The following is a 23,994-nucleotide window of genomic DNA, read 5'->3' as shown; positions in this document are numbered from 1 at the left end:
AAGTACGTGTCGGCGGCGAACAGCGCGGTGGGCTGGGTGTCCATCAGCACGTTGGAGTTGGTCTCGGTCAGCGCGATCGGCGTGTCCGGCGCGCCCGCCGCGGCCAGTTCGGCCCGCAGCTGCCGCAGTTCGCCCGCGAGCTGGGACGGTGTGGTGAGCATCCCGGCCGCGTCCGAGCCGCCCGGGTACCAGTGCACGATGACGAAGTCGGCCTTGCCCGCGACGATCGGGATGACGGTGTGGTTCCAGTCGGCGCTGTCGCCGCTCCCCAGCACGCCGTCCGGCCAGTTGCCCGGCGTGGTGAGCACCGCGCCGACCTTGATGGTCGGGTCGACCGCCTTCATGGCGGAGATGTAGTCGAGGACCCCGTGGGCGTAGGCGGCCGGCGAGGAGTCGGCGTGCTCGTCGGTCTCCCAGTCGGCGCCGTAATGGCCGTTGCCGTACAGCTCGTTGCCGACCTCCCAGTACTTCGCGCCGTAGTCCTTGGTGACGTTGGCGTACCGCACCCAGCCGGCCGCCTCCTCGGGCGTGCCCGACCCGTAGTTCGCGATGAGCATCGGCTGGGCGCCCACCTTGCGGACGGTGGCCATGAAGGAGTCGAAGTCGGTGCCCGGCGCGACGTAACCGCCGGGCGCGGTGTGGGTCTGCCAGTGGTAGATGTCGCCGTAACTCCCGCCCGGGTAGCGCAGCATGCCGATGCCGGCGGCTTTGACCAGGTCCTGGGTGTCGGCGGTGTTCATGTGCGCGTCCCAGATCGCGCTGTTGAGCCCGTAGGCGGTGTCCGGGACGGTGCCCAGCCCGGCCCCGGCGTCGACGGTGACGTCCACGCCGGAGGGCGTGTCGGCCGCGGTGGCGGGGACCAGGCCGGTGCTCGCCAGCAGCGCGGCGGTCACCGCTCCGGCGGCGACGGCCCGGCGCGCGAGCGCGGGTCCGCGCCGCAGTCTTCGGGCCCGGCGGTCCAGCGGTCGGGGGGCGTGCGGTACGGCAGCGTGCACGGCGGTTCTCACCTTCGTCACGGAGGGTCGAGGCGGGATGTGGTGCGTGCAGGCGCTCCGTGTGCAAGGGCGCGGGGAAGCGAGGGGACGCCCGAGGTGTGGGAGCGCTCCCATATTGATAGGGGCGGCACGGAGAGCTGTCAATAAGCGTGCGGCGGTGGGGCGGGTGACGTGCGACGGGGACCGCGGGACGAGCCGACTATGCCGCCGCGGGCAGCTCCGGGCGCAGCGGCCAGGACGGGTCCACCGTCTCCTCGGTGCCGCTGCGCGCGAACCACGCCTGCAGGCCGCGGGCCTGCGCCGCGTGCCAGTCCACCTGCAGGGCGTGCAGTTCGGCCGGGGTGAGCCGGTCCAGGCGGGCCGCGAAGCGGCGGCCGAGCGCGCGGACCACCTCCAGCGCGGCCAGCGCGTCCGCCCCCGCGTCGTGCGCCTCGGTCAGCGTGACCTCGTAGTGCGCGCACAGGTCGGTGAGCGTGCGCCGGCCCTTGCGGTAGCGGTCCAGGTGCTTGTCCAGGACCAGCGGATCGAGCACCCGCAGCGGCGAGGTGGCGAACCACCGCTCCAGCGAGGAGGCCCGGTGCCGGCGCAACTCCCGGTCCAGCAGCGTCAGATCGAACGGCGCGTTCATCACCACCAGCGGGCGGCCCAGGGTGCTGTGCTCCGCCAGCTGCTCGGCTATCTCGTACATCACCGGCGCCGGCCAGCGTCCGTTGCGCTGCAGATGGTCCTCCGTCAGCCCGTGCACCGCCGTCGCCGCCCGCGGCACCGGCACGCCCGGGTTCACCAGCCAGCGGCTCACCCGGGGCCGGCAACCGGGGGCGTCCTGGACGACGACGGCGGCCGACACGATCCGGTCGGTCTCCACGTCGACGCCCGTGGTCTCCGTGTCGAAGGCGGCCAGCGGCCCCTCGTACCAGCAGCTCGTCATGTCGACCACAACTCCTCGCTCACCCACGGCAGGTGACGTGCCGTCTTCTGCCGGTTCGGTGATACCCGGGCCGTTTGCGCCGTACGCCGGAAGGAGACAACAGGAGTACGGGTCTTTGCAGTTCACGACGACCGCGAGCACAGCTCCCGGGACGCGACCCGGCAACCGATTCGGCGTGGAAGGCTGTTGCTCATGGTGATGGCGCAGCCCGAGCGGGGCGGGCTGCTGCCCGACCGCGCGGGCACCCCGCGCGGCACACTCGCCACCACCGCCTGCATGGAGACACTGCAGGTGGGATATCTGCACGCGGTCGCCGCGGCCGCCGGCTGCTCGCTGTCGCAGCCCTTCCCGGACAACGGCATCGACTGGCACGTCAGCCACAGCGCCCCGGGGCACACCGTCGACGACGAGGTGACCATCAAGGTGCAGCTGAAGTGCACCTACCAGATCCCGCCCCACCCGCCGGGCCCGTTCTTCTCCTTCACCCTCGACAACGACCACCTGGCCAAGCTCGCCCGCACCCCGGTCACGGTGCACAAGATCCTCGTGGTGATGATCGTGCCGCGTTCCCAGGACGAGTGGCTGCGCGCCGGGCACGACCGGCTCGACCTCAGGCACTGCTGCTACTGGGTCAACCTCGCCGGTCATCCCATCACCGGCCGGCACCGCACCACCGTGCGGATACCGACCTCGCGGATCTTCGACGACCGGGCCCTGTGCGAGATCATGACGCGGGTCGGGACGGGAGGCAGACCATGACGCACCGCCCCCTCGGCGAACCGGCGCACCGCCCCCTGGGCGAACCGCCGCGGCCGGTGCGGCCGCACCCCGTCGAGGCCGCCCTCGGCCGCCCGCCCCGGCCCGCCGACGTCGACCCGGCCGTCCTCGGCGCCCTGCTGCACCGGCACGGCTGGCAGCGCCGCGGCGGCGCCGCCGGACGCTACGGGCGCTGGACCCCGCCCGGGCCCGGCGGCGCCGGCACCAGCCTGCTGGTGCCCGTCAGCCGCGCCTTCCCCGACAGCGACGACCTGCTCGCCGAGGCCCTCGACGCCCTGACCCGCTGCGGCACCCCTGCCGCCCGCGAGGTGCTGCTCGCGCTCACCGTGCCCAGCGACGAGGTCCACTGGTGGCGGGACGCGCCCGACGGCCCGGCCGGCGCCGCCCCCGGGAACGCCGAGGAGCACCTGCGCGGCGCCGCCCGGCAGACCCTGCTGGCCGCCGCGCTGGCCACCCGCGCCCGGGCCGGCTACCACGGCGCCCGGCACCGGCGCGCGGCCGCGGCCTGCCTGGAGCACGTCCTGGTCGGCTCCGCCGCCGGCGGACGCAGCCTGCCCGCCCTGGTGCCGGTCGCCTCCGGCCGGGCGCTGACCGTACGCCTGCACCAGGCCCTGTACGCCGTCCGCGAGGCCGTCGACTACCGGCGGGCCACCGGCACCATGGACGCCTTCGACGGCGCCGTGCGGGCCGGCGCCAGCCGGGAGCTGACCGAGGCCCTGATCGCCCTGGTCCGCGGCACCGAGGGCGCCCGCATCGCCGTCGAATGGGCGCCCGCCGCCGGTGTCCCCGCGGACTGCGCCGCCGGAGCGGTGGAGTTCTCCCCGGGCGACCTGCCGGTGCTGCGCGAGGCCGGCGCCCGCTATCTGCGCGCCGAGCCGTCCGTCCCCGTGCGGATCACCGGCGCGGTGGTCCGGCTGCGCAGGGCGCAGCCGCACGGCGAGGGCACGGCCCGGCTGCGGGTGATCGCCGGCGCCGACGTGCCCTACGTCCGGGTGACCCTGCGGGAGGAGGACTACCGCGTCGCCGGGCACGCCCACCTGGTCGGCCTGCCGGTGCGGGTGCTCGGCAGGCTGGAGAGCCGGGGCGGCTTCCGCCGGCTCACGGGCGCCTGCGAGGTCGTACCGGTGCCGGTGGACGACGAGGAGCGCGACCGGCTGATGAAGGCGCTGCGGGAGGAGGGCGCGGAGGCGGATTTCTTCGCGCGGGAGCGAGCGGAGGACGACGGACGGTAACCGTTTCGCGGTCGGCACCCGCGTCTCGGTACCATCCCCTTCAACGCATCGCATTGCCCTGCCTTGCCGGGCACGGCGGAAACTTCCTTCAGTCAGGAGAGACCGGTGTCAGACGTCCGTGTGATCATCCAACGCGATTCCGAGCGGGAAGAGCGCGTGGTGACGACGGGCACTACGGCCGCCGACCTCTTCGCCGGCGAGCGCTCGATCGTCGCCGCGCGCGTGAACGGCGAGCTGAAGGACCTCGCCCACGAGCTCGGGGACGGCGAGACCGTCGAGGGCGTCGAGATCTCCTCCGAGGACGGCCTCAACATCCTGCGCCACTCCACCGCGCACGTCATGGCGCAGGCCGTGCAGGAGATCTTCCCCGAGGCCAAGCTCGGCATCGGCCCGCCCATCCGGGACGGCTTCTACTACGACTTCGACGTCGCCGAGCCGTTCACGCCCGAGGATCTCAAGCGCATCGAGAAGAAGATGCAGGAGATCGTCAAGCGCGGCCAGCGCTTCTCCCGCCGCGTCACCACCGACGACGACGCCCGCGAGGAGCTGGCCGGCGAGCCCTACAAGCTGGAGCTGATCGGCCTGAAGGGCAACGCCGCCCAGGCCGCCGAGGGCGCGGACGCCGAGGTCGGCGGCGGCGAGCTGACGATCTACGACAACCTCGACGCCAAGACCGGCGAGCTGTGCTGGAAGGACCTGTGCCGCGGTCCGCACCTGCCCACCACCCGGAACATCCCGGCGTTCAAGCTGATGCGCTCGGCCGCCGCCTACTGGCGCGGCAGCGAGAAGAACCCGCAGCTGCAGCGCATCTACGGCACCGCCTGGCCGTCCAAGGACGAGCTGAAGGCGTACCTGGACTTCCTCGCCGAGGCCGAGAAGCGCGACCACCGCAAGCTCGGCGCCGAGCTGGACCTGTTCTCCTTCCCGGACGAGCTGGGCCCCGGCCTCGCGGTGTTCCACCCCAAGGGCGGAGTGATCCGCAAGGAGATGGAGACCTACTCGCGCAAGCGGCACGAGGTCTCCGGCTACGAGTTCGTCAACACCCCGCACATCTCGAAGGAGCACCTCTTCGAGATCTCCGGGCACCTGCCGCACTACGCGGAGGGCATGTTCCCGCCCATCCAGTTCGACGAGCAGAACTACCGCCTGAAGGCGATGAACTGCCCGATGCACAACCTGATCTTCAAGTCGCGCGGCCGGTCCTACCGTGAACTGCCGCTGCGCCTCTTCGAGTTCGGGACCGTGTACCGGTACGAGAAGTCGGGCGTCGTGCACGGCCTGACCCGCTCGCGCGGCTTCACCCAGGACGACTCGCACATCTACTGCACCAAGGAGCAGATGCCGCAGGAGCTGGACACGCTCCTGACGTTCGTCCTGGACCTGCTGCGCGACTACGGCCTGACCGAGTTCGAGCTGGAGCTGTCCACCCGCGACGACTCCGACAAGTTCATCGGCACCGACGAGGACTGGGAGGAGGCCACCGAGGCGCTCCGCCAGGCGGCCGAGAAGCAGAACCTCCCGCTCGTGCCCGACCCGGGCGGCGCCGCCTACTACGGCCCGAAGATCTCCGTGCAGGCCAAGGACGCCATCGGCCGCTCCTGGCAGATGTCGACCATCCAGGTCGACTTCAACCAGCCCAAGCGCTTCAACCTGGAGTACACCGCGGCGGACGGCTCCCGCCAGCAGCCCGTCATGATCCACCGGGCGCTGTTCGGCTCCATCGAGCGGTTCTTCGGCGTGCTCCTGGAGCACTACGCGGGCGCCTTCCCGGCGTGGCTGGCCCCCGTGCAGGCGGTCGGCATCCCGGTGGGCGACGCGCACGTGGGCTACCTGGAGAAGTGGGCCGCGCAGGCCAGGGAGAAGGGTCTGCGGGTGGAGGTCGACTCCTCCTCGGACCGCATGCAGAAGAAGATCCGCAACGCCCAGAAGCAGAAGGTGCCGTTCATGGTCATCGTCGGCGACGACGACATGAACGCGGGGACGGTGTCGTTCCGCTACCGCGACGGCTCCCAGGAGAACGGCATCCCCTCCGACGAGGCCATCGCGAAGATCGTGAAGGTCGTCGAGGAGCGCGCGCAGGTCTGACGCGCGCCGGCGACCTGGGCGAGGCCCCCGGAGGATTCCGGGGGCCTTTCCCGGTGCCCCGGCCGGACGCCATATGCTGCACGCATGACGAGTGAGCCGGAGCAGCAGATCGGAGTGGGCACGCAGGACGCGTTCCAGCGGCTGTGGACGCCCCACCGGATGGCCTACATCCAGGGCGAGAACAAGCCGACCGGCCCAGGGGCCGGGGACGGCTGCCCTTTCTGTGCCATTCCGGCCAAGTCCGACGAGGACGGGCTCGTCGTCCAGCGGGGCGAGCAGGTCTACGCCGTGCTCAACCTGTACCCGTACAACGGCGGCCACCTCATGGTCGTGCCCTACCGCCACGTCGCCGACTACACCGACCTGACCGCGGCGGAGACCGCCGAGCTGGCGGAGCTGACCAAGCAGGCCATGCGGGCGCTGCGCACCGCCTCCGGCGCCCACGGGTTCAACATCGGCATGAACCAGGGCTCGGTCGCCGGCGCCGGGATCGCCGCGCACCTGCACCAGCACATCGTGCCCCGCTGGGGCGGCGACACGAACTTCATGCCGGTCGTGGGCCACACCAAGGTGCTGCCGCAGCTCCTCGCCGACACCCGCAAGATGCTGGCGGACGCCTGGCCGACGGCGTGAGCCGGCGTCCCTGAGCGGCCGTGGGGGGCCTGTCCGGCGGACAGGCCCCCCACACCGGTCACGCGTCGTACACGTCGGCCTTCTTCGGGCTCACGTCCTGCACCGCCCCGCTCAGGACGGAGGAGCGGGCGCCGAACTTCTCCACGTCCACGCCGTTCTCCTTCAGCGTCTTCAGCGCCGCCGCGTGCACCACGCGCAGCACCGGGGTGGCCGCGCGCAGCGCGTCGTCGGCCATGAAGCGGTGGCGCCAGGGCTGGTCGGCCCAGGCATGGCGCAGGCCGAACGGCTCGGGCAGGGTGATCTTGCCGCCCAGCCAGTTCAGCAGCGGCGGGTACCAGGTCAGGGGAGCCCGGGCGGCCAGGCGCACCACCTCGTCGGCGTCCACCAGCGGCAGCTTCACCTTGCGGGTCTCCCAGAACTTGACCGCCTTGGCCACCTCCTTCTCCTTGGCCGCGGGTTTCTCGTTGAACAGGGCGTTGACCGGGCCCAGGGCGTGGCCGGTGACCTCGATGCGCAGGGTGTGGTGCAGGACCGTGACGGTGATCATCATGGTGATCACCAGGTGGCCGTCCCACAGCGTCCACTGCACGCCCAGGTAGTGCCGGTCGCCGCCGCCGAACTGCTGCTTGTTGCAGATGTCCTGGACGGCGTGCGTCTTGACCGTGTACGCGTCCACGTCGGTGCCGCTGGGGCGGGAGACCTCCTTGGCGTTCTCCCCGATCGGGGTGACGATCCAGTGCGTGATGGTCGGCTTGGTGAAGCCGCCGGTGTTGATGGGCGTACGCTCCAGCAGGCCCAGGCCGCCCTGGATGGCGGTGATCACGTCCCAGCTGCGGAAGGGGTGGAACTCCTTGCCCGGCTCGGCCGAGACCAGCTCCTCGGCGAGCTGCCAGCTGCCCCAGCGGGTGCCCATGCCGAGGATGCCCTTGGGGCCGGCGTAGAAGACCGAGTTGGAGCGTTGTTCGGCGCTGAGCCGGGCCAGTTCCTTGCGGATCTGCTCGGCCGCGTCGCCGGGGTTGCCGGGGACCGCCTCGGGGATCTTGGCGCCGACGCCGCCGCCGGAGAGCAGGCCGTCCCAGCGCTCGCGCAGGTCGCGTGCCGTCCGCTCGCAGATCTGCTTGGCCCAGAACCAGCCGACCACCGGCAGGACGACCGCCGCCCGCGCGTACCAGGCCCAGAAGCCGTGGAACGGCATCTTGATCAGGAACAGCACGGCGAGGACGCCCATGGCGACCAGCAGCACCGTGGCGAGGACGCCGGCGCGCTTGTCCTCGCGCCGGCTGACGTTGCTGCGCAGGACGAAGACCATCAGCCACAGCAGGAAGCCGGGCAGGAACAGCACCCCGCACAGCACCGTCACCGCGGTGAGCCGGTTGTCGCGCTGGCGGCGGATGCGGTGGGCGGCCAGGCAGTGCTCCACGACGACCTGCGGTTCCAGGCCGAAGGACTGGATGAGCGGTTTGCGGCCGACGCCGAGCATGCGGTCGATCACCGCCCGGGAGAACGCCTCACCGAGCCTCGGGCGGAAGATCTTCGCCCAGGGGCGCGGTGGCGTGACCGTGGTCTGGTGCCACTCGTTGTCGGCTTCCTTGATCCTGGTGACCTCGTCGTCCCGGTACGCGGCGGCCGCCAGCGCAAAGGTCGCCGCCGTCTGTCCCGCCGCGCCCGACAGGGGCACCTGAGCCCCGGGACCGAAATCGAATCCGTCCGTCACTGCCGCCCCCACTGCCGCCACGTCCGCCTCGGGGCCTGTCCTGGGACAGGCTCTTGCGGCCTTCCCGACTTCCTTGCCCCGCACACCTGTTGATCAGGTCATCAGCGTATCCGTACCCACCGACGCGCGGAGGCGGACGGCCCAAGCCGCCCGCCTGACACGGGTGGTGCGGAGCGAAGCGTTCCGCTGCTGTGTGCCCGCGCCCTGTTGTGCGCGGGGCGCGTCGACTACGAGGCCGCGCGCTCCTGTTGGCGTACCCGCTCGGCCACCTGCGGCGGCATCGGCTCGTGCCCGGCGTAGCGGCGGTCGAAGCGGGCCGTGCCGTGCGACAGGGAGCGCAGGTCGACCGCGTACCGGCTGATCTCGATCTCCGGTACCTCGGCCCGCACCAGCGTGCGCCCGCCCGCGACCTGCTCGGTGCCCAGCACCCGGCCGCGCCGCCCGGACAGGTCGCTCATCACGGCGCCCACGTAGTCGTCGCCGACCAGGACGCTCACCTCGGCCACCGGCTCCAGCAGATGGATCTTCGCGTCCGCCGCGGCCTCCCGCAGCGCCAGCGCGGCCGCCGTCTGGAAGGCGGCGTCGGAGGAGTCCACCGAGTGCGCCTTGCCGTCCAGCAGCGTCACCCGCACGTCGACCAGCGGGTATCCGGCGGCCACGCCCTTGGCGGCCTGGGCCCGTACGCCCTTCTCCACGGACGGGATGAACTGCCGGGGCACGGCGCCGCCGACGACCTTGTCGACGAACTCGATGCCCGATCCGCCCGGCAGCGGCTCCACCTCGATCTCGCAGATGGCGTCCTGCCCGTGCCCGCCGGACTGCTTGACGTGCCGACCGCGCCCGGCGGCCTTGGTCGCGAACGTCTCCCGCAGCGAGACCCGGTGCGGTACGACGTCGACCTGGACGCCGTAGCGGGTGCGCAGCCGCTCCAGGGCGACGTCGGCGTGCGCCTCGCCCAGGCACCACAGCACCACCTGGTGGGTGTCCTGGTTCTGCTCCAGGCGCATCGTGGGGTCCTCCGCCACCAGCCGGGCCAGGCCCTGGGACAGCTTGTCCTCGTCGGCCTTGCTGTGCGCCTGGATGGCCAGCGGCAGCAGCGGGTCGGGCATCTCCCACGGCGCCATCAGCAGCGGCTCGTCCTTGGCGGAGAGCGTGTCGCCGGTCTCGGCGCGGTTCAGCTTGGCCACGGACACCAGGTCGCCCGCGACGGCCTGCGGCACCGGGCGCTGCTGCTTGCCGAACGGCATCGACAGGGCGCCGACGCGTTCGTCGACGTCGTGGTCCTCGTGGCCCCGGTCGGCCAGGCCGTGCCCGGAGACGTGCACCGTCTCGTCCGGGCGCAGGGTGCCGGAGAAGACACGGACCAGGGAGACGCGGCCGACGTAGGGGTCGGAGGCGGTCTTGACGACCTCGGCGACCAGCGGCCCGTCCGGGTCGCACGGCTTCAGCTCGCGCGGTGTGCCGTCGAGGGTGGTCACGGTGGGCGCCTCGCGCTCCAGCGGCGTCGGGAAGCCCCGGGTGATCAGCTCCAGCACCTCCACGGTGCCCAGCCCCTGCCGGGCGCCCTCGGCCGCGGGCGCGGCGGGCAGCACGGGGAAGAACGCCGCGCGGGCCACGGCCCGTTCCAGGTCCTTGATCAGGGTTTCGACGTCGACCCGCTCGCCGCCGAGGTAGCGGTCCATGAGGGTCTCGTCCTCACTCTCGGAGATGATCCCCTCGATGAGGCGGTTGCGGGCCTCGTCCATCCGCGGCAGCTGGTCCTCGCCCGGCTCGGACTCCTTGCGCTCCCCGGTCGAGTAGTCGAACAGCTTCTGCGTCAGCAGCCCGACCAGGCCGGTCACCGGCGCGTGCCCGTCGGGGCCCTCGGGCCCGTGCAGCGGCAGGGACAGCGGCCGCACCGCGTCGGGGTCCTCCGCGCCGAACGCCTCGGCGCACACCCGGGTCATCTCCTCGAAGTCCGCCCGGGCGGCCTCCAGGTGGGTGACCACGATGGCCCGGGGCATGCCGACGGCCGCGCACTCCTCCCACACCATGCGGGTCGAGCCGTCCACGCCGTCGGCGGCGGAGACGACGAACAGGGCGGCGTCCGCCGCGCGCAGTCCGGCCCGCAGTTCCCCGACGAAGTCCGCGTAGCCGGGCGTGTCCAGCAGGTTGATCTTGATGCCGTCCCAGGTGACGGGCACCACGGACAGCTGCACCGAGCGCTGCTGCCGGTGCTCGATGTCGTCGTAGTCCGAGACGCAGCCGCCGTCCTCGACGCGGCCGGCCCGGTTCAGTGCTCCCGCCGTCAGCGCGAGAGCCTCCACCAGAGTCGTCTTGCCCGCTCCGGAGTGGCCGACCAGCACCACATTCCGAATGGACGCGGGTTGATCGGCCGCCACTGCCCTGCCGGCGGCTCCGGGGTGTGTGTGCGCCTTGTCGCCCATGATCCTGCCTCCCGTTGACGGTGAGGTCACTGTGGGCGCGGACACGCGGCACCGCGTGCACTGGCGGCTCCTGCGACGCCCGCGGTCCTTCGAGCTTTCCACTCCCGTCACGCTGCGTCCATACGAACGACCCGAACCCGTTCCCCACCTGCGCTCACGGGCCGCGCGGCGGCGGCCCCGGGGCCCCTGTGGACTCCCGGACGTCACGCACGCGCGCGCGTGGCTACGATGGGCCAGCCGGCGGCCAGCAGGGGCCGTGCGGCGACACCGACCCTCGGGAAGGCCATGCTGAACAAGTACGCGCGTGCATTCTTCACGCGTGTCCTCACACCGTTCGCCGCGTTTTTGATCCGCCGGGGCGTGAGCCCCGACACGGTCACGCTCATCGGGACCGCCGGAGTCGTCGCGGGCGCGCTGGTCTTCTACCCCCGCGGGGAGTTCTTCTGGGGCACGGTCGTGATCACGCTGTTCGTGTTCTCCGACCTCGTCGACGGCAACATGGCCCGCCAGCTGGGCCGCTCCAGCCGCTGGGGCGCCTTCCTGGACTCCACCCTGGACCGGGTGGCCGACGGCGCCATCTTCGGCGGCTTCGCCCTGTGGTACGCCGGACGCGGCGACGACAACCTGCTGTGCGCGGTGTCGATCTTCTGCCTGGCCAGCGGCCAGGTGGTGTCGTACACCAAGGCGCGCGGGGAGTCGATCGGCCTGCCGGTCGCCGTCAACGGCCTCGTCGAGCGCGCCGAGCGCCTGGTGATCTCCCTGGTCGCGGCCGGTTTCGCGGGCCTGCACAAGTTCGGCGTGCCCGGCATCCAGTACCTGCTGCCGATCGCGCTGTGGATCGTCGCCGCCGGCAGCCTGGTCACGCTGATCCAGCGCGTCGTCACCGTCCGCAGGGAGTCGGCCGAGGCCGAGGCGGCGGCCGCCCGCCAGGAGGAGCAGGGGAGCGGAGCGGCGACATGAGCCTGCCCGAGCGCCTGAGCGACACCCTGTACGGCCTGGGCTGGAGCACGGTCAAGAAGCTGCCCGAGCCGGTCGCCGTGCGACTCGGCCGCAGCATCGCGGACCTCGCCTGGAAGCAGCGCGGCAAGGGCGTCGAGCGGCTGGAGCGCAACTACGCGCGCGTGGTGCCCGACGCGAGCCCCGCGCGCCTGGCGGAGCTGTCCCGCGCGGGCATGCGCTCCTACCTGCGCTACTGGATGGAGTCGTTCCGGCTGCCCGCCTGGAGCCCCGAGCGCATCCGCGCCGGCTTCGCGCCCAAGGACGTGCACCACCTCACCGACGGCCTGGCCGCCGGCCGGGGCGTCGTCCTCGCCCTGCCGCACCTGGCCAACTGGGACCTGGCCGGCGCCTGGGTCACCACCGAGCTGAAGACGCCGTTCACCACCGTCGCCGAGCGCCTGAAGCCCGAGACGCTCTACGACCGCTTCGTCGCCTACCGCGAGGGCCTGGGCATGGAGGTCCTGCCGCACAGCGGCGGCTCCGCGTTCGGCACGCTGGCCCGGCGGCTGCGCGACGGCGGCCTGGTCTGCCTGGTCGCCGACCGCGACCTGTCCGCCTCCGGCGTGGAGGTGTCGTTCTTCGGCGAGGCGGCCCGCATGCCCGCGGGCCCCGCCCTGCTCGCCCAGCACACCGGCGCCCTGCTGCTCCCCGTCACTCTCTGGTACGACGAGACGCCCGTCATGAAGGGCCGCGTGCATCCCCCGATCGAGGTACCCGAGTCAGGTACGCGGGCCGAGAAGACGTCTGTCATGACACAGGCGCTGGCCGACGCCTTCGCCTCGGGAATCGCCGACCACCCGGAGGACTGGCACATGCTGCAGCGGCTGTGGCTCGCCGACCTGGAACCCCGACCCGCCGACGGGGAGCGACCGTGAGGATCGGCATCGTCTGCCCGTACTCCTGGGACGTGCCCGGCGGCGTCCAGTTCCACATCCGCGACCTGGCCGAGTACTTCATCGGCCTGGGCCACGAGGTGTCCGTGCTGGCCCCCGCCGACGACGACACCCCGCTGCCGCCGTACGTCGTCTCGGCCGGGCGCGCGGTGCCGGTGCCCTACAACGGCTCGGTGGCCCGCCTGAACTTCGGTTTCCTCTCCGCGGCCCGGGTCAGGCGGTGGCTGCACGAGGGCCGCTTCGACGTCATCCACATCCACGAGCCGACCTCGCCGTCGCTGGGCCTGCTGACCTGCTGGGCCGCCCAGGGCCCCATCGTCGCCACCTTCCACACCTCCAACCCGCGCTCACGGGCCATGATCGCCGCCTACTCCATCCTGCAGGCCGCCCTGGAGAAGATCAGCGCCCGCATCGCGGTCAGCGAGTACGCCCGGCGCACCCTGGTCGAGCACCTGGGCGGGGACGCGGTGGTCATCCCCAACGGCGTCGACGTGGACTTCTTCGCCCGCGCCGAACCCCGCCCCGAGTGGCAGGGGGAGACGATCGGCTTCATAGGCCGCATCGACGAGCCCCGCAAGGGCCTGCCCGTGCTGATGCGGGCCCTGCCGAAGATCCTCGCCGCCCGCCCCGGCGCCCGGCTGCTGGTCGCGGGGCGCGGCGACGAGGAGGAGGCGGTGGCGTCGCTGCCCGCGGAGGTGCGCTCGCGCGTGGAGTTCCTCGGCATGATCAGCGACGAGGACAAGGCGCGCTTCCTGCGCAGCATCGACCTGTACGTGGCCCCCAACACCGGCGGGGAGAGCTTCGGCATCATCCTGGTCGAGGCGATGTCCGCCGGCGCCCCCGTGCTCGCCTCCGACCTCGACGCCTTCGTCCAGGTGCTGGACCAGGGCAAGGCGGGGGAGCTGTTCGCGAACGAGGACGCCGACGCCCTCGCCGACGCCGCCGTACGGCTGCTCGCGGACCCGGCCCGCCGGGCCGAGCTGCGCGAGCGCGGCAGCGCGCACGTACGGCGCTTCGACTGGGCCACGGTCGGCGCGGACATCCTGTCGGTGTACGAGACGGTCACGGCCGGCGCGGCCGCGGTCGCGGCGGACGACCGGACGACGGGCCTGCGGGCCCGGCTGGGGCTGGTGCGGGACTGAGGTCTCGCATGTGCTTCCGGGCCGCCCCGCCCCGCACGTCAGGGCCCTGACCGGTGCTGCGCGGCGTCCGGCTGACCGCACACCCGGCCGGGCCCGCGCGACGCCCCGGTAGCCTTGCCGCCCGTGACCGCAACGCTCATCTGGATCCTCGTCGCGCTCGTCGTCATCGGCCTGTACCTGAGCTGGACCGCGGGCCGGCTGGACCGGCTGCACGCCCGGATCGACGCCGCACGGGCCGCGCTCGACGCGCAGCTGCTGCGCCGCGCCTCGGTGGCCCAGGAACTGGCCACCTCCGGGGTGCTCGACCCGGCGGCCTCGATCGTGCTCTACGAGGCCGCGCACGCCGCCCGGCAGGCCGAGGAGGACCAGCGGGAGGTCGCCGAGAGCGAGCTGAGCCAGGCGTTGCGCGCGGTGTTCGCCGACCCCCGGCAGGTGGAGGAGGTCCGCGGGGCGCCCGGTGGCGAGGAGGCCGCCCGCGAGCTGTCCGAGGCGGTGCGCCGGGTGCCGATGGCCCGCCGCTTCCACAACGACGCGGTGGGCGCGGCCCGCAGGCTCCGCGAGCACCGCAAGGTCCGCTGGTTCCGCCTGGCCGGCCACGCCCCGTTCCCGCTGTCCTTCGAAATGGACGACGAACCACCGCAGGCCCTGGTGGACCGGACCTGAGGCCAGGCCACCGATCGGTTCCGGTCACAGCCTGACCGGCGGCGTCCTGTCCCGTCGCGGGGACGCCGTGAGGCCCGCCCGGCAGCCCTTCCGCCTACTGTGGACGGCCGCCCGGATCGCCCCGGCCCTCCTCTTCGCGGCCGTCGTCGTGGGGACGGTGCCGGGCCGCGGCGGGGACGTGCTGTGCACCGTCGCCGGGGCCGCGGACCTCGCGGTGGCCCTGCGCGAGCCGGTCGAGCCGCGGCTGCGCGACGGCTCCACCCTCACCGCCCGCCGACTGCTGATCTCCGCCGACGCGCCGCGCACCGCGCGCACCGCGCTGACCAGGCCCGTTCAGGAGGCAGGAGACCGGTAGCCGGTCGTGCGCGCCACGCCCCGAACCGACCCTCGGTTCGACAAAAGGATCCACCGGATCGCCATTGGCCCTTGTTGTGGACTGGTCCAATCCCGTTTGCTCTGTGGCGCACCACTTCCGCTTTTCACCGAGTGAGGTCACCCGTGTCCACCACGATTCCCGACTCCGCCCCGACCCCCGAGACCGGCACCGCGCGGGTGAAGCGCGGCATGGCCGAGCAGCTCAAGGGCGGCGTCATCATGGACGTCGTCACGCCGGAGCAGGCGAAGATCGCCGAGGACGCGGGCGCCGTCGCCGTCATGGCCCTGGAGCGGGTCCCGGCCGACATCCGCAAGGACGGCGGCGTGGCGCGCATGTCCGACCCGGACATGATTGAGGGCATCATCGACGCCGTCTCCATCCCGGTCATGGCCAAGTCCCGCATCGGCCACTTCGTCGAGGCGCAGGTGCTGCAGTCCCTCGGCGTGGACTACATCGACGAGTCCGAGGTCCTCACCCCGGCCGACGAGGTCAACCACTCCGACAAGTGGGCCTTCACCACCCCCTTCGTGTGCGGCGCCACCAACCTCGGCGAGGCCCTGCGCCGCATCGCCGAGGGCGCGGCGATGATCCGCTCCAAGGGCGAGGCCGGCACCGGCAACGTCGTCGAGGCCGTCCGCCACCTGCGCCAGATCAAGGGCGACATCGCCCGCCTGCGCGGCCTGGACAACCACGAGCTGTACGCCGCCGCCAAGGAGCTGCGCGCCCCGTACGAGCTGGTCAAGGAGGTCGCCGAGCTGGGCAAGCTCCCCGTGGTGCTCTTCTCCGCCGGCGGCGTGGCCACCCCGGCCGACGCCGCCCTGATGCGCCAGCTCGGCGCCGAGGGCGTCTTCGTCGGCTCCGGCATCTTCAAGTCCGGCGACCCGGCCAAGCGCGCCGCCGCCATCGTGAAGGCCACCACCTTCTACGACGACCCGAAGATCATCGCGGATGCCTCCCGCAACCTCGGCGAGGCCATGGTCGGCATCAACTGCGACGTCCTTCCCGAGTCCGAGCGCTACGCCAACCGCGGCTGGTAATCACCTCATGTCCAACGAAGCCCCTGTCATCGGCGTCCTGGCCCTCCAGGGCGACGTACGGGAGCACCTCATCGCCCTGGCCGCGGCCGACGCCGTGGCCAGGCCGGTGCGGCGCCCCGAGGAACTCGCCGAGGTCGACGGCCTCATCGTCCCCGGCGGCGAGTCCACCACCATCTCCAAGCTGGCCGTCCTCTTCGGAGTGATGGACCCCCTTCGCGCGCGGGTGCGTGGCGGCATGCCCGTCTACGGCACCTGCGCCGGCATGATCATGCTCGCCGACAAGATCCTCGACCCGCGCTCGGGCCAGGAGACGATCGGCGGCATCGACATGATCGTGCGGCGCAACGCCTTCGGGCGGCAGAACGAGTCCTTCGAGGCCGCGGTCGACGTCAAGGGCATCGCGGGCGATCCTGTGGAGGGCGTCTTCATCCGCGCCCCCTGGGTGGAGTCCGTCGGCGCCGGGGCCGAGGTGCTCGCCGAGCACGACGGCCACATCGTCGCCGTCCGCCAGGGCAACGCGCTGGCCACGTCGTTCCACCCGGAACTGACCGGCGACCACCGCGTGCACTCCCTGTTCGTGGACATGGTGCGCGCCAACCGGACAGCGGAGTCCTTGTAGGATCTCAGGCAGTTCGTACGCAGACGGGTTACGCGAAGGAGACAGGCAGATGTCCGGCCACTCTAAATGGGCCACGACGAAGCACAAGAAGGCCGTCATCGATGCCAAGCGCGGCAAGCTCTTCGCGAAGCTGATCAAGAACATCGAGGTCGCCTCGCGCATGGGCGGCCCCGACCCGGACGGCAACCCGACGCTGTACGACGCCGTGCAGAAGGCGAAGAAGCAGTCGGTCCCGAACAAGAACATCGACTCGGCGATCAAGCGCGGTGCGGGCCTGGAGGCCGGCGGCGCCGACTACGAGACGATCATGTACGAGGGCTACGGGCCGAACGGCGTCGCGGTGCTCATCGAGTGCCTCACCGACAACCGCAACCGCGCCGCCTCCGAGGTCCGCGTCGCCATGACGCGCAACGGCGGCTCCATGGCCGACCCGGGCTCGGTGTCGTACCTGTTCAACCGCAAGGGCGTGGTGATCGTCCCCAAGGGCGAGCTGAGCGAGGACGACGTCCTGGCCGCCGTCCTGGACGCGGGCGCCGAGGAGGTCAACGACCTCGGCGAGACCTTCGAGGTCCTCAGCGAGCCGACCGACCTGGTCGCGGTCCGCACCGCCCTGCAGGAGGCCGGCATCGACTACGAGTCGGCCGAGGCCAACTTCGTCCCCTCCGTCCAGGTCGAGCTGGACGAGGAGGGCGCCAAGAAGATCTTCAAGCTGATCGACGCGCTGGAGGACAGCGACGACGTGCAGAACGTCTTCGCCAACTTCGACGTCAGCGACGAGATCATGGAGAAGGTCGGCGCCTGACGCACGCGACGCGCCCCACGGGCCGACGGGACACGCCCGTCGGCCCGTCGCTTTGTCAGTGTCACCCGATAGCCTGCACAAACAGGTGATCGAGGTGATCCGAGGGAGGGGCGCGTGCGGGTACTGGGTGTGGACCCCGGACTGACCCGGTGCGGAGTCGGCGTCGTCGAGGGGGTCGCGGGCCGACCGCTGACCATGATCGGCGTCGGGGTCGTACGGACCCCCGTGGACGCCGACCTCAGCCACCGCCTGCTCGCCGTCGAGCAGGGCATAGAGCAGTGGCTGGACGAGCACCGCCCCGAGTGCGTCGCCGTCGAGCGCGTCTTCAGCCAGCACAACGTGCGCACCGTCATGGGCACCGCCCAGGCCAGCGCCGTGGCCATGCTGTGCGCCGCCCGGCGCGGCCTGCCGGTCGCCCTGCACACCCCCAGCGAGGTCAAGGCCGCCGTCACCGGCAGCGGGCGCGCCGACAAGGCGCAGGTCGGCGCCATGGTCACCCGCCTGCTGCGGCTGAGCGCGCCACCGAAGCCCGCCGACGCCGCCGACGCCCTCGCGCTCGCCGTCTGCCACATCCGGCGCGCCCCCGCGCAGAGCCGGCTCCAGCAGGCCGTCGCCCGGCACACCTCCCACGCAACGAAAGGCCGTACGGCATGATCGCCTTCGTCAGCGGCACGATCGCCGCGCTCGCCCCCGACGCCGCGGTGGTGGAGGTCGGCGGTGTCGGCATGGCCGTGCAGTGCACGCCGAACACGCTGTCCACGCTGCGGATCGGGCAGCCCGCCCGGCTGCACACCTCCCTCGTCGTCCGCGAGGACTCCCTGACCCTGTACGGCTTCGCCGACGACGACGAACGCCAGGTCTTCGAGCTGCTGCAGACCGCCAACGGCGTCGGCCCGCGCCTGGCCCAGGCGATGCTCGCCGTGCACACGCCCGACGCCCTGCGCCGGGCCGTGGCGAGCGGCGACGAGAAGGCCCTGACCGCCGTGCCCGGCATCGGCAAGAAGGGCGCGCAAAAGCTCCTGCTGGAGCTGAAGGACCGGCTCGGCGAGCCCGTCGGCGCGCCCGCCGTCGGGACCCCGGTCACCCAGGGCTGGCGCGACCAGTTGCACGCCGCGCTGATCGGCCTCGGCTACGCCACCCGGGAGGCCGACGAGGCGGTCGCGGCGGTGGCCCCGCAGGCCGAGGCCGCCGGCTCCACCCCGCAGGTCGGGCAGTTGCTCAAGGCGGCCCTGCAGACCCTGAACCGCGCCCGCTGACCCCACGACGATCGAGGCACTCCACATGAACTGGGACGACACGACCGACACCCCCGCCCCCGAGCGGCTGGTCGGTGCGTCCGCCGACCGTGAGGACCAGGCCGTCGAGGCCGCCCTGCGCCCCAAGGAGCTGGGCGAGTTCATCGGCCAGGAGAAGGTCCGCGAACAGCTCGACCTGGTGCTGCGCGCCGCCCGCGCGCGCGGCGCCACGGCCGACCACGTGCTGCTCTCCGGCGCCCCGGGCCTCGGCAAGACCACCCTGTCCATGATCATCGCCGCCGAGATGGGCGCCCCCATCCGCATCACCTCCGGCCCCGCCATCCAGCACGCCGGCGACCTCGCGGCGATCCTGTCCTCGCTGCAGGAGGGCGAAGTCCTCTTCCTCGACGAGATCCACCGCATGTCGCGGCCCGCCGAGGAGATGCTCTACATGGCGATGGAGGACTTCCGCGTCGACGTCGTCGTCGGCAAGGGCCCCGGCGCCACCGCGATCCCGCTGGAACTGCCGCCGTTCACCCTGGTGGGCGCCACCACCCGGGCGGGTCTGCTGCCGCCGCCGCTGCGCGACCGCTTCGGCTTCACCGCGCACATGGAGTTCTACGAGCCGCACGAGCTGGAGCGGGTCGTCCACCGTTCGGCGCATCTGCTGGACGTCCGGATCGAGCCGGACGGCGCCGCGGAGATCGCCGGCCGCTCCCGCGGGACGCCCCGCATCGCCAACCGCCTGCTGCGCCGCGTCCGCGACTACGCGCAGGTCAAGGCCGACGGCGTCATCACCCGGGAGGTCGCCGCCGCCGCGCTCGCCGTCTACGAGGTCGACACGCGCGGCCTGGACCGGCTCGACCGGGCCGTCCTCCAGGCACTGCTGAAGCTGTTCGGCGGCGGACCGGTGGGCCTGTCCACGCTCGCCGTCGCGGTGGGGGAGGAGCGTGAGACAGTGGAAGAGGTCGCCGAACCCTTCCTCGTCCGCGAGGGGCTCCTCGCCCGTACGCCACGCGGGCGTGTCGCCACGCCGGCGGCCTGGGCGCATCTCGGCCTCACCCCGCCCCGCTCATCAGCTGCGGGAAACGGACAACAGGACCTGTTCGGGACGTGAGGGCGTCGGCATTGGCACGGGGAGGAACCCAGGTGCCATGCTGAGCGTTGTTCCCTGCGCGCGGACTCGCTTAGACTCCGCCGATGCCGCCTTTCCAGGCGGTGCGACCACCCCCATCCACACCAGGCCGCTCACCGTCGCGGTCGTGCGAAGGAAAATTCGTCCCGTGAATAGCCTCGTGACCCTCCTCCCGTTCATTGTGCTCATCGGGGCCATGTTCCTGATGACCCGGTCGGCCAAGCGCAAGCAGCAGCAGGCCGCCCAGATGCGCAACCAGATGCAGCCAGGAAGCGGTATCCGCACCATCGGCGGCATGTACGCGACGGTCAAGGAGGTCAACGACGACACGGTCCTCCTGGACGCCGGCCCCGGCGTGGAACTGCTGTTCGCCAAGAACGCCATCGCGACCGTCCTGTCCGACGACGAGTACAACCGCATCGTCCACGGCGTCGAGCACGACCTGAAGTCCGACGCCGACCTCGTGCCCGACGACGCCTCCTCCCTCACCGAGACCGACGAGCCCGCCGCCGACGCTTCCGACGACAAGCCCGTGGACCTCGGCAAGAAGGACGCGGCCGAGGAGCCGGCCGACGCCCCCGCCGAGGCGAAGACGGACGCAGAGCCGAAGAAGACCGACGGCGACACCGAGGCGAAGTAGTCCCCCTCCAGGGCGCGCGGCACGGCCCGCGCGCCCTGGGACGTGTGTACTTCGCGCGGGATCGCGACACCATGCCATGGCCGCCCCCGGGCCCACCCGGCGCCCAGCGGCCCGAGAGGGAGTACGAGAAGGTGGCAGCACCTAAGAAGGGCCGGAGCGCGGGCGCCCAGAGCAAGCCATGGCGCTCGCTGGCCCTGATCCTGATCGCCATCGTGGCGCTCACCGGAGGCATGTTCGCCTCCGGCAACACCACTCCGCGTCTCGGCATCGACCTGGCCGGCGGTACGAGCATCACACTGCGGGCGGTCCCCGAGCGCGGCCAGGAGTCCGCGATCAACAAGGCCAACATGGACACGGCCGTCAGCATCATGGAGCGCCGGGTCAACGGCCTCGGTGTCTCGGAGGCCGAGGTCCAGACCCAGGGCAACGACAACATCATCGTCAACATCCCCAAGGGCACGAACTCCAAGCAGGCCCGGGAACAGGTCGGCACCACCGCGAAGCTGTACTTCCGCCCGGTCCTCGCCACCGAGGTCTCCGGTGCCGCCGCCAGCCCCTCGCCGAGCACGTCCTCCAGCCCCTCGGCCGGCGCCTCCGGCGGCACGGGTGACAAGGCCGGGGACAAGACGGGTGAGAAGGCCACCTCCACCGGCTCCGCGACCCCCTCGGCGACCGCGTCCCCGCAGGGCCGCGCCGTCACCGACGGCCTGAAGGCCGACGCCACCCCCTCGGCGGGAAGCACGGCGTCCTCCTCCCCGAAGACCTCCGCCAGCCCTTCCCCGTCGGCGAGCAGCGGCTCCGGCGGTGACGCCACGGCCAAGCTCCAGGCCCAGTACGCCGCGCTCGACTGCACCAAAAAGGACGTGCGCGCCACCGCCGGCAAGGGCGTCAAGCCCACCGACCCGACCGTGGCCTGCGGCCAGAACTCCCAGGGCCAGTGGCAGAAGTACCTCCTCGGCCCGGCCGGCGTGGACGGCACGGACGTGAAGAAGGCCCAGGCCGTCTTCAACACCCAGACCGCCGCAGGCTGGACCGTCACCATGGAGTTCACCTCCAAGGGCGCCAAGAAGTTCGCCGACATCACCGGCAAGCTGGCGCAGAACCAGTCGCCGCAGAACCAGTTCGCCATCGTCCTGGACGGCAACGTCGTCTCCGACCCGTACGTCAGCCAGGCGCTGACCGGCGGCAACGCGGAGATCACCGGCCGCTTCTCCCAGGAGGAGGCGCAGAGCCTGGCCAACATGCTCTCCTACGGCGCGCTGCCGCTGACCTTCAAGGAGGACAGCGTCACCACCGTGACCGCCGCGCTCGGCGGCGACCAGCTGCACGCGGGCCTGATCGCCGGTGCCATCGGCCTCGCCCTGGTCGTCATCTACCTGCTGGTCTTCTACCGCGGCCTGTCGGTCATCGCCATCCCCTCGCTGCTGGTCTCCGCGATCCTCACCTACACGATCATGGCGCTGCTCGGCCCGGCCATCGGCTTCGCGCTGAACCTGCCGGCCGTGTGCGGCGCGATCGTCGCCATCGGTATCACCGCGGACTCCTTCATCGTGTTCTTCGAGCGCATCCGGGACGAGATCCGGGAGGGCCGCAGCCTCCGGCCGGCCGTGGAGCGCGCCTGGCCGCGGGCCCGGCGCACCATCCTGGTCTCCGACTTCGTGTCGTTCCTGGCCGCCGCGGTGCTCTTCATCGTCACCGTCGGCAAGGTGCAGGGCTTCGCGTTCACCCTCGGCCTGACCACCGTGCTCGACGTGGTCGTGGTCTTCCTGTTCACCAAGCCGCTGATGACGATCCTGGCCCGCAGGAAGTTCTTCGCGAACGGCCACAAGTGGTCCGGCCTGGATCCCAAGGCCCTGGGCGCCAAGCCGCCGCTGCGCCGCACCCGCCGTCCCTCCGGTCCTGCCGCCGGCCCCGTCGAGACGAAGGAGGCGTGAGATGTCCAAACTCGGCACGCTCGGCGCCCGACTGCACCGTGGCGAGGTCGGCTACGACTTCGTCAAGAACCGCAAGATCTGGTACGGCATCTCCATCCTGATCACCATCACGGCCATCCTCGGCCTGGCGGTGCGCGGCCTGAACATGGGCATCGAGTTCCAGGGCGGAGCGGTCTTCACCACGCCGAAGCACATGAGCGCCTCCGTCGCGCAGGCCGAGACCTACGCCGAGGAGGCCTCCGACCACGACGCGATCGTGCAGAAGCTCGGTGACGGCAGCCTGCGCATCCAGATCGCCGGCATCGACACCGGCAAGTCCGACCAGATCAAGGACGCGCTCTCCAAGGACCTCAAGGTCGACCCCGAGCAGATCAACGCCGACCTCGTCGGCCCCAGCTGGGGCGAGCAGATCGCCAACAAGGCCTGGGAGGGCCTGGGGATCTTCATGATCCTCGTCGTGATCTACCTGGCGATCGCCTTCGAGTGGCGCATGGCGCTGGCCGCACTGGTCGCCCTGATCCACGACATCACCATCACCACCGGCATCTACGCCCTCGTCGGTTTCGAGGTCACCCCGGGCACGGTGATCGGTCTGCTGACGATCCTCGGTTACTCGCTCTACGACACGGTCGTCGTCTTCGACAGCCTCAAGGAGCAGACGAAGGGCATCACCAAGCAGACCCGCTGGACCTACAGCGACATCGCCAACCAGTCGATCAACGGCACGCTGATGCGCTCCATCAACACCACCGTGGTCGCGCTGCTGCCGGTGGCGGGCCTGCTGTTCATCGGCGGTGGCGTGCTCGGCGCGGGCATGCTCAACGACATCTCGCTGTCGCTGTTCGTCGGCCTCGCGGCCGGCGCCTACTCCTCGATCTTCATCGCCACCCCGCTCGTCGCCGACCTCAAGGAGCGCGAGCCGCAGATGAAGGCCCTGCGCAAGCGGGTGCTGGCCAAGCGGGCCCAGGCGGCCTCCCAGGGCACGCCCGAGGACGCCGAGGACGCCGCCCCCGCGGTGGACGACGAGCCCGAGGACGCCGCCCCCGCGGTGGTGGGCCCGCGCAACCAGCCCGCCTCCCGCAACCGAGGCCGCGGCCGGCCCTCCGGCAAGCGCCGGTGACCGCGATGACCGACCTCAAGGACACGATGACCGACCTCAAGGAACTGCTGCTCAGCCGCATCCGGGACGTGGAGGACTACCCGGAGCAGGGCGTGGTGTTCAAGGACATCACCCCGCTCCTGGCGGACCCGGCGGCGTTCACCGCCCTGACCGACGCGCTGGCGGAGATCGCCCGGCGCACGGGCGCCACGAAGATCGTCGGCCTGGAGGCCCGCGGCTTCATCCTCGGCGCCCCGGTCGCCGTCCGCGCCGGACTCGGCTTCGTCCCCGTCCGCAAGGCGGGCAAGCTCCCCGGAGCCACCCTGCGCCAGGCCTACGACCTGGAGTACGGCTCGGCGGAGATCGAGGTGCACGCCGAGGACCTGACCGCCGCCGACCGCATCCTGGTCGTCGACGACGTCCTGGCCACCGGCGGCACCGCCGAGGCGTCCCTGCAGCTCATCCGCCGGGCCGGCGCACAGGTCGCCGGTGTCGCGGTGCTCATGGAACTGGGCTTCCTCGCCGGCCGCACCCGCCTGGCACCCGCCCTGGACGGTGCCCCGCTGGAGGCGCTGCTGCAGGTCTGAGAGGTGCCCGGCACACCGGTCCGACACCTCACCCACCCCCGAA

22 protein-coding genes are annotated in these 23,994 nt (G+C 72.0%); 19 read left to right on the top strand and 3 right to left on the bottom strand.

Annotated features, from left to right (window positions below):
- Positions 1-1,194 precede the first annotated feature (1,194 nt).
- Positions 1,195-1,923 (bottom strand): 3'-5' exonuclease, encoded by a 729-nt coding sequence (locus tag GV126_RS05475; RefSeq protein WP_159663178.1) that lies wholly within the window; start codon positions 1,921-1,923, stop codon positions 1,195-1,197.
- Between the two features lie 192 nt (positions 1,924-2,115).
- Here GV126_RS05475 and GV126_RS05470 point away from each other — a divergent pair, with 192 nt between their 5' ends.
- The 4 genes from GV126_RS05470 (at position 2,116) to GV126_RS05455 (ending at position 6,650) form a co-directional block, all read left to right on the top strand.
- Positions 2,116-2,682: a DUF4365 domain-containing protein gene (locus tag GV126_RS05470; RefSeq protein ID WP_159663176.1), complete on the top strand. Its 567-nt coding sequence runs from the start codon at positions 2,116-2,118 to the stop codon at positions 2,680-2,682.
- Entirely contained in the window at positions 2,679-3,932 is a 1,254-nt protein-coding gene (locus tag GV126_RS05465) for a hypothetical protein (RefSeq protein ID WP_159663174.1), read from the top strand. The genes GV126_RS05470 and GV126_RS05465 overlap by 4 nt, the downstream gene beginning before the upstream one ends.
- A 105-nt stretch (positions 3,933-4,037) precedes the next feature.
- Positions 4,038-6,017 (top strand): threonine--tRNA ligase, encoded by a 1,980-nt coding sequence (gene thrS / locus GV126_RS05460; protein WP_159663172.1) that lies wholly within the window; start codon positions 4,038-4,040, stop codon positions 6,015-6,017.
- A gap of 84 nt (positions 6,018-6,101) precedes the next feature.
- Positions 6,102-6,650, top strand: a complete 549-nt coding sequence (locus GV126_RS05455) for an HIT family protein (protein ID WP_159663170.1) — start codon at positions 6,102-6,104, stop codon at positions 6,648-6,650.
- Between the two features lie 58 nt (positions 6,651-6,708).
- On the opposite strand, the gene GV126_RS05450 is transcribed toward GV126_RS05455, so the two are convergent.
- Together GV126_RS05450 and GV126_RS05445 are read right to left on the bottom strand one after the other, a co-directional pair.
- The gene (locus GV126_RS05450; RefSeq protein WP_159663168.1) at positions 6,709-8,364 is read right to left on the bottom strand and encodes an AbeC-like domain-containing protein; all 1,656 of its coding nucleotides are present in this window, start codon (positions 8,362-8,364) and stop codon (positions 6,709-6,711) included.
- Between the two features lie 227 nt (positions 8,365-8,591).
- The gene (locus tag GV126_RS05445) at positions 8,592-10,790 is read right to left on the bottom strand and encodes an elongation factor G-like protein EF-G2 (RefSeq protein WP_159663166.1); all 2,199 of its coding nucleotides are present in this window, start codon (positions 10,788-10,790) and stop codon (positions 8,592-8,594) included.
- A gap of 228 nt (positions 10,791-11,018) precedes the next feature.
- Here GV126_RS05445 and pgsA point away from each other — a divergent pair, with 228 nt between their 5' ends.
- From pgsA to GV126_RS05370, 15 genes are all read left to right on the top strand, one after another.
- Positions 11,019-11,750: a phosphatidylinositol phosphate synthase gene (gene pgsA, locus GV126_RS05440; protein ID WP_037753585.1), complete on the top strand. Its 732-nt coding sequence runs from the start codon at positions 11,019-11,021 to the stop codon at positions 11,748-11,750.
- Positions 11,747-12,664 (top strand): phosphatidylinositol mannoside acyltransferase, encoded by a 918-nt coding sequence (locus tag GV126_RS05435; RefSeq protein WP_159663164.1) that lies wholly within the window; start codon positions 11,747-11,749, stop codon positions 12,662-12,664. Before pgsA ends, GV126_RS05435 begins: the two co-directional genes overlap by 4 nt.
- Positions 12,661-13,824, top strand: coding sequence for a glycosyltransferase family 4 protein (locus tag GV126_RS05430; protein ID WP_159663162.1), 1,164 nt, complete (start codon positions 12,661-12,663; stop codon positions 13,822-13,824). Before GV126_RS05435 ends, GV126_RS05430 begins: the two co-directional genes overlap by 4 nt.
- Before the next feature lie 123 nt (positions 13,825-13,947).
- Positions 13,948-14,487: a LemA family protein gene (locus tag GV126_RS05425; protein WP_159663160.1), complete on the top strand. Its 540-nt coding sequence runs from the start codon at positions 13,948-13,950 to the stop codon at positions 14,485-14,487.
- A gap of 67 nt (positions 14,488-14,554) precedes the next feature.
- The gene (locus tag GV126_RS05420) at positions 14,555-14,842 is read left to right on the top strand and encodes a hypothetical protein (RefSeq protein WP_159663158.1); all 288 of its coding nucleotides are present in this window, start codon (positions 14,555-14,557) and stop codon (positions 14,840-14,842) included.
- Between the two features lie 143 nt (positions 14,843-14,985).
- Positions 14,986-15,900, top strand: coding sequence for a pyridoxal 5'-phosphate synthase lyase subunit PdxS (pdxS, locus tag GV126_RS05415; RefSeq protein ID WP_028423028.1), 915 nt, complete (start codon positions 14,986-14,988; stop codon positions 15,898-15,900).
- 7 nt (positions 15,901-15,907) lie between these two features.
- Positions 15,908-16,519: a pyridoxal 5'-phosphate synthase glutaminase subunit PdxT gene (gene pdxT, locus GV126_RS05410; protein WP_159663156.1), complete on the top strand. Its 612-nt coding sequence runs from the start codon at positions 15,908-15,910 to the stop codon at positions 16,517-16,519.
- Between the two features lie 49 nt (positions 16,520-16,568).
- The gene (locus tag GV126_RS05405; RefSeq protein ID WP_028423030.1) at positions 16,569-17,321 is read left to right on the top strand and encodes a YebC/PmpR family DNA-binding transcriptional regulator; all 753 of its coding nucleotides are present in this window, start codon (positions 16,569-16,571) and stop codon (positions 17,319-17,321) included.
- Positions 17,322-17,435: 114 nt separating this feature from the next.
- The gene (ruvC, locus tag GV126_RS05400; RefSeq protein ID WP_159663154.1) at positions 17,436-17,975 is read left to right on the top strand and encodes a crossover junction endodeoxyribonuclease RuvC; all 540 of its coding nucleotides are present in this window, start codon (positions 17,436-17,438) and stop codon (positions 17,973-17,975) included.
- Positions 17,972-18,577: a Holliday junction branch migration protein RuvA gene (ruvA, locus tag GV126_RS05395; RefSeq protein ID WP_159663152.1), complete on the top strand. Its 606-nt coding sequence runs from the start codon at positions 17,972-17,974 to the stop codon at positions 18,575-18,577. Before ruvC ends, ruvA begins: the two co-directional genes overlap by 4 nt.
- A gap of 25 nt (positions 18,578-18,602) precedes the next feature.
- Positions 18,603-19,673 carry a Holliday junction branch migration DNA helicase RuvB gene (ruvB, locus tag GV126_RS05390; RefSeq protein WP_159663151.1) on the top strand — a complete coding sequence of 357 codons (1,071 nt, stop codon included), beginning with the start codon at positions 18,603-18,605 and terminating at the stop codon, positions 19,671-19,673.
- A 166-nt stretch (positions 19,674-19,839) separates the two neighbouring features.
- Positions 19,840-20,331 (top strand): preprotein translocase subunit YajC, encoded by a 492-nt coding sequence (gene yajC, locus GV126_RS05385; RefSeq protein WP_268977396.1) that lies wholly within the window; start codon positions 19,840-19,842, stop codon positions 20,329-20,331.
- Between the two features lie 131 nt (positions 20,332-20,462).
- Positions 20,463-22,265, top strand: coding sequence for a protein translocase subunit SecD (gene secD / locus GV126_RS05380; protein WP_159663150.1), 1,803 nt, complete (start codon positions 20,463-20,465; stop codon positions 22,263-22,265).
- Between the two features lies 1 nt (position 22,266).
- Positions 22,267-23,385, top strand: a complete 1,119-nt coding sequence (secF, locus tag GV126_RS05375; RefSeq protein ID WP_159663149.1) for a protein translocase subunit SecF — start codon at positions 22,267-22,269, stop codon at positions 23,383-23,385.
- A gap of 26 nt (positions 23,386-23,411) precedes the next feature.
- Complete coding sequence (locus tag GV126_RS05370) at positions 23,412-23,951, top strand: adenine phosphoribosyltransferase (RefSeq protein WP_159673342.1); 540 nt, start codon at positions 23,412-23,414, stop codon at positions 23,949-23,951.
- Positions 23,952-23,994 lie beyond the last annotated feature (43 nt).

The sequence above is a fragment of the Streptomyces mexicanus genome (assembly GCF_902506575.1).
GTDB classification, from domain to species: domain Bacteria; phylum Actinomycetota; class Actinomycetes; order Streptomycetales; family Streptomycetaceae; genus Streptomyces; species Streptomyces mexicanus.
This window is presented reverse-complemented; position numbering and strand designations above follow the sequence as displayed.

Coding starts and splice junctions, on each gene's coding strand:
- GV126_RS05405 (WP_028423030.1), top strand. CDS start 16,569: ATGTCCGGCCACTCTAAATGGGCCACGACGAAGCACAAGAAGGCCGTC.
- pgsA (WP_037753585.1), top strand. CDS start 11,019: ATGGGCCAGCCGGCGGCCAGCAGGGGCCGTGCGGCGACACCGACCCTC.
- GV126_RS05435 (WP_159663164.1), top strand. CDS start 11,747: ATGAGCCTGCCCGAGCGCCTGAGCGACACCCTGTACGGCCTGGGCTGG.
- GV126_RS05470 (WP_159663176.1), top strand. CDS start 2,116: ATGGTGATGGCGCAGCCCGAGCGGGGCGGGCTGCTGCCCGACCGCGCG.
- secF (WP_159663149.1), top strand. CDS start 22,267: ATGTCCAAACTCGGCACGCTCGGCGCCCGACTGCACCGTGGCGAGGTC.
- pdxT (WP_159663156.1), top strand. CDS start 15,908: ATGTCCAACGAAGCCCCTGTCATCGGCGTCCTGGCCCTCCAGGGCGAC.
- ruvB (WP_159663151.1), top strand. CDS start 18,603: ATGAACTGGGACGACACGACCGACACCCCCGCCCCCGAGCGGCTGGTC.
- GV126_RS05455 (WP_159663170.1), top strand. CDS start 6,102: ATGACGAGTGAGCCGGAGCAGCAGATCGGAGTGGGCACGCAGGACGCG.
- GV126_RS05445 (WP_159663166.1), bottom strand. CDS start 10,790: ATGGGCGACAAGGCGCACACACACCCCGGAGCCGCCGGCAGGGCAGTG.
- ruvA (WP_159663152.1), top strand. CDS start 17,972: ATGATCGCCTTCGTCAGCGGCACGATCGCCGCGCTCGCCCCCGACGCC.
- GV126_RS05465 (WP_159663174.1), top strand. CDS start 2,679: ATGACGCACCGCCCCCTCGGCGAACCGGCGCACCGCCCCCTGGGCGAA.
- GV126_RS05475 (WP_159663178.1), bottom strand. CDS start 1,923: ATGACGAGCTGCTGGTACGAGGGGCCGCTGGCCGCCTTCGACACGGAG.
- GV126_RS05370 (WP_159673342.1), top strand. CDS start 23,412: ATGACCGACCTCAAGGAACTGCTGCTCAGCCGCATCCGGGACGTGGAG.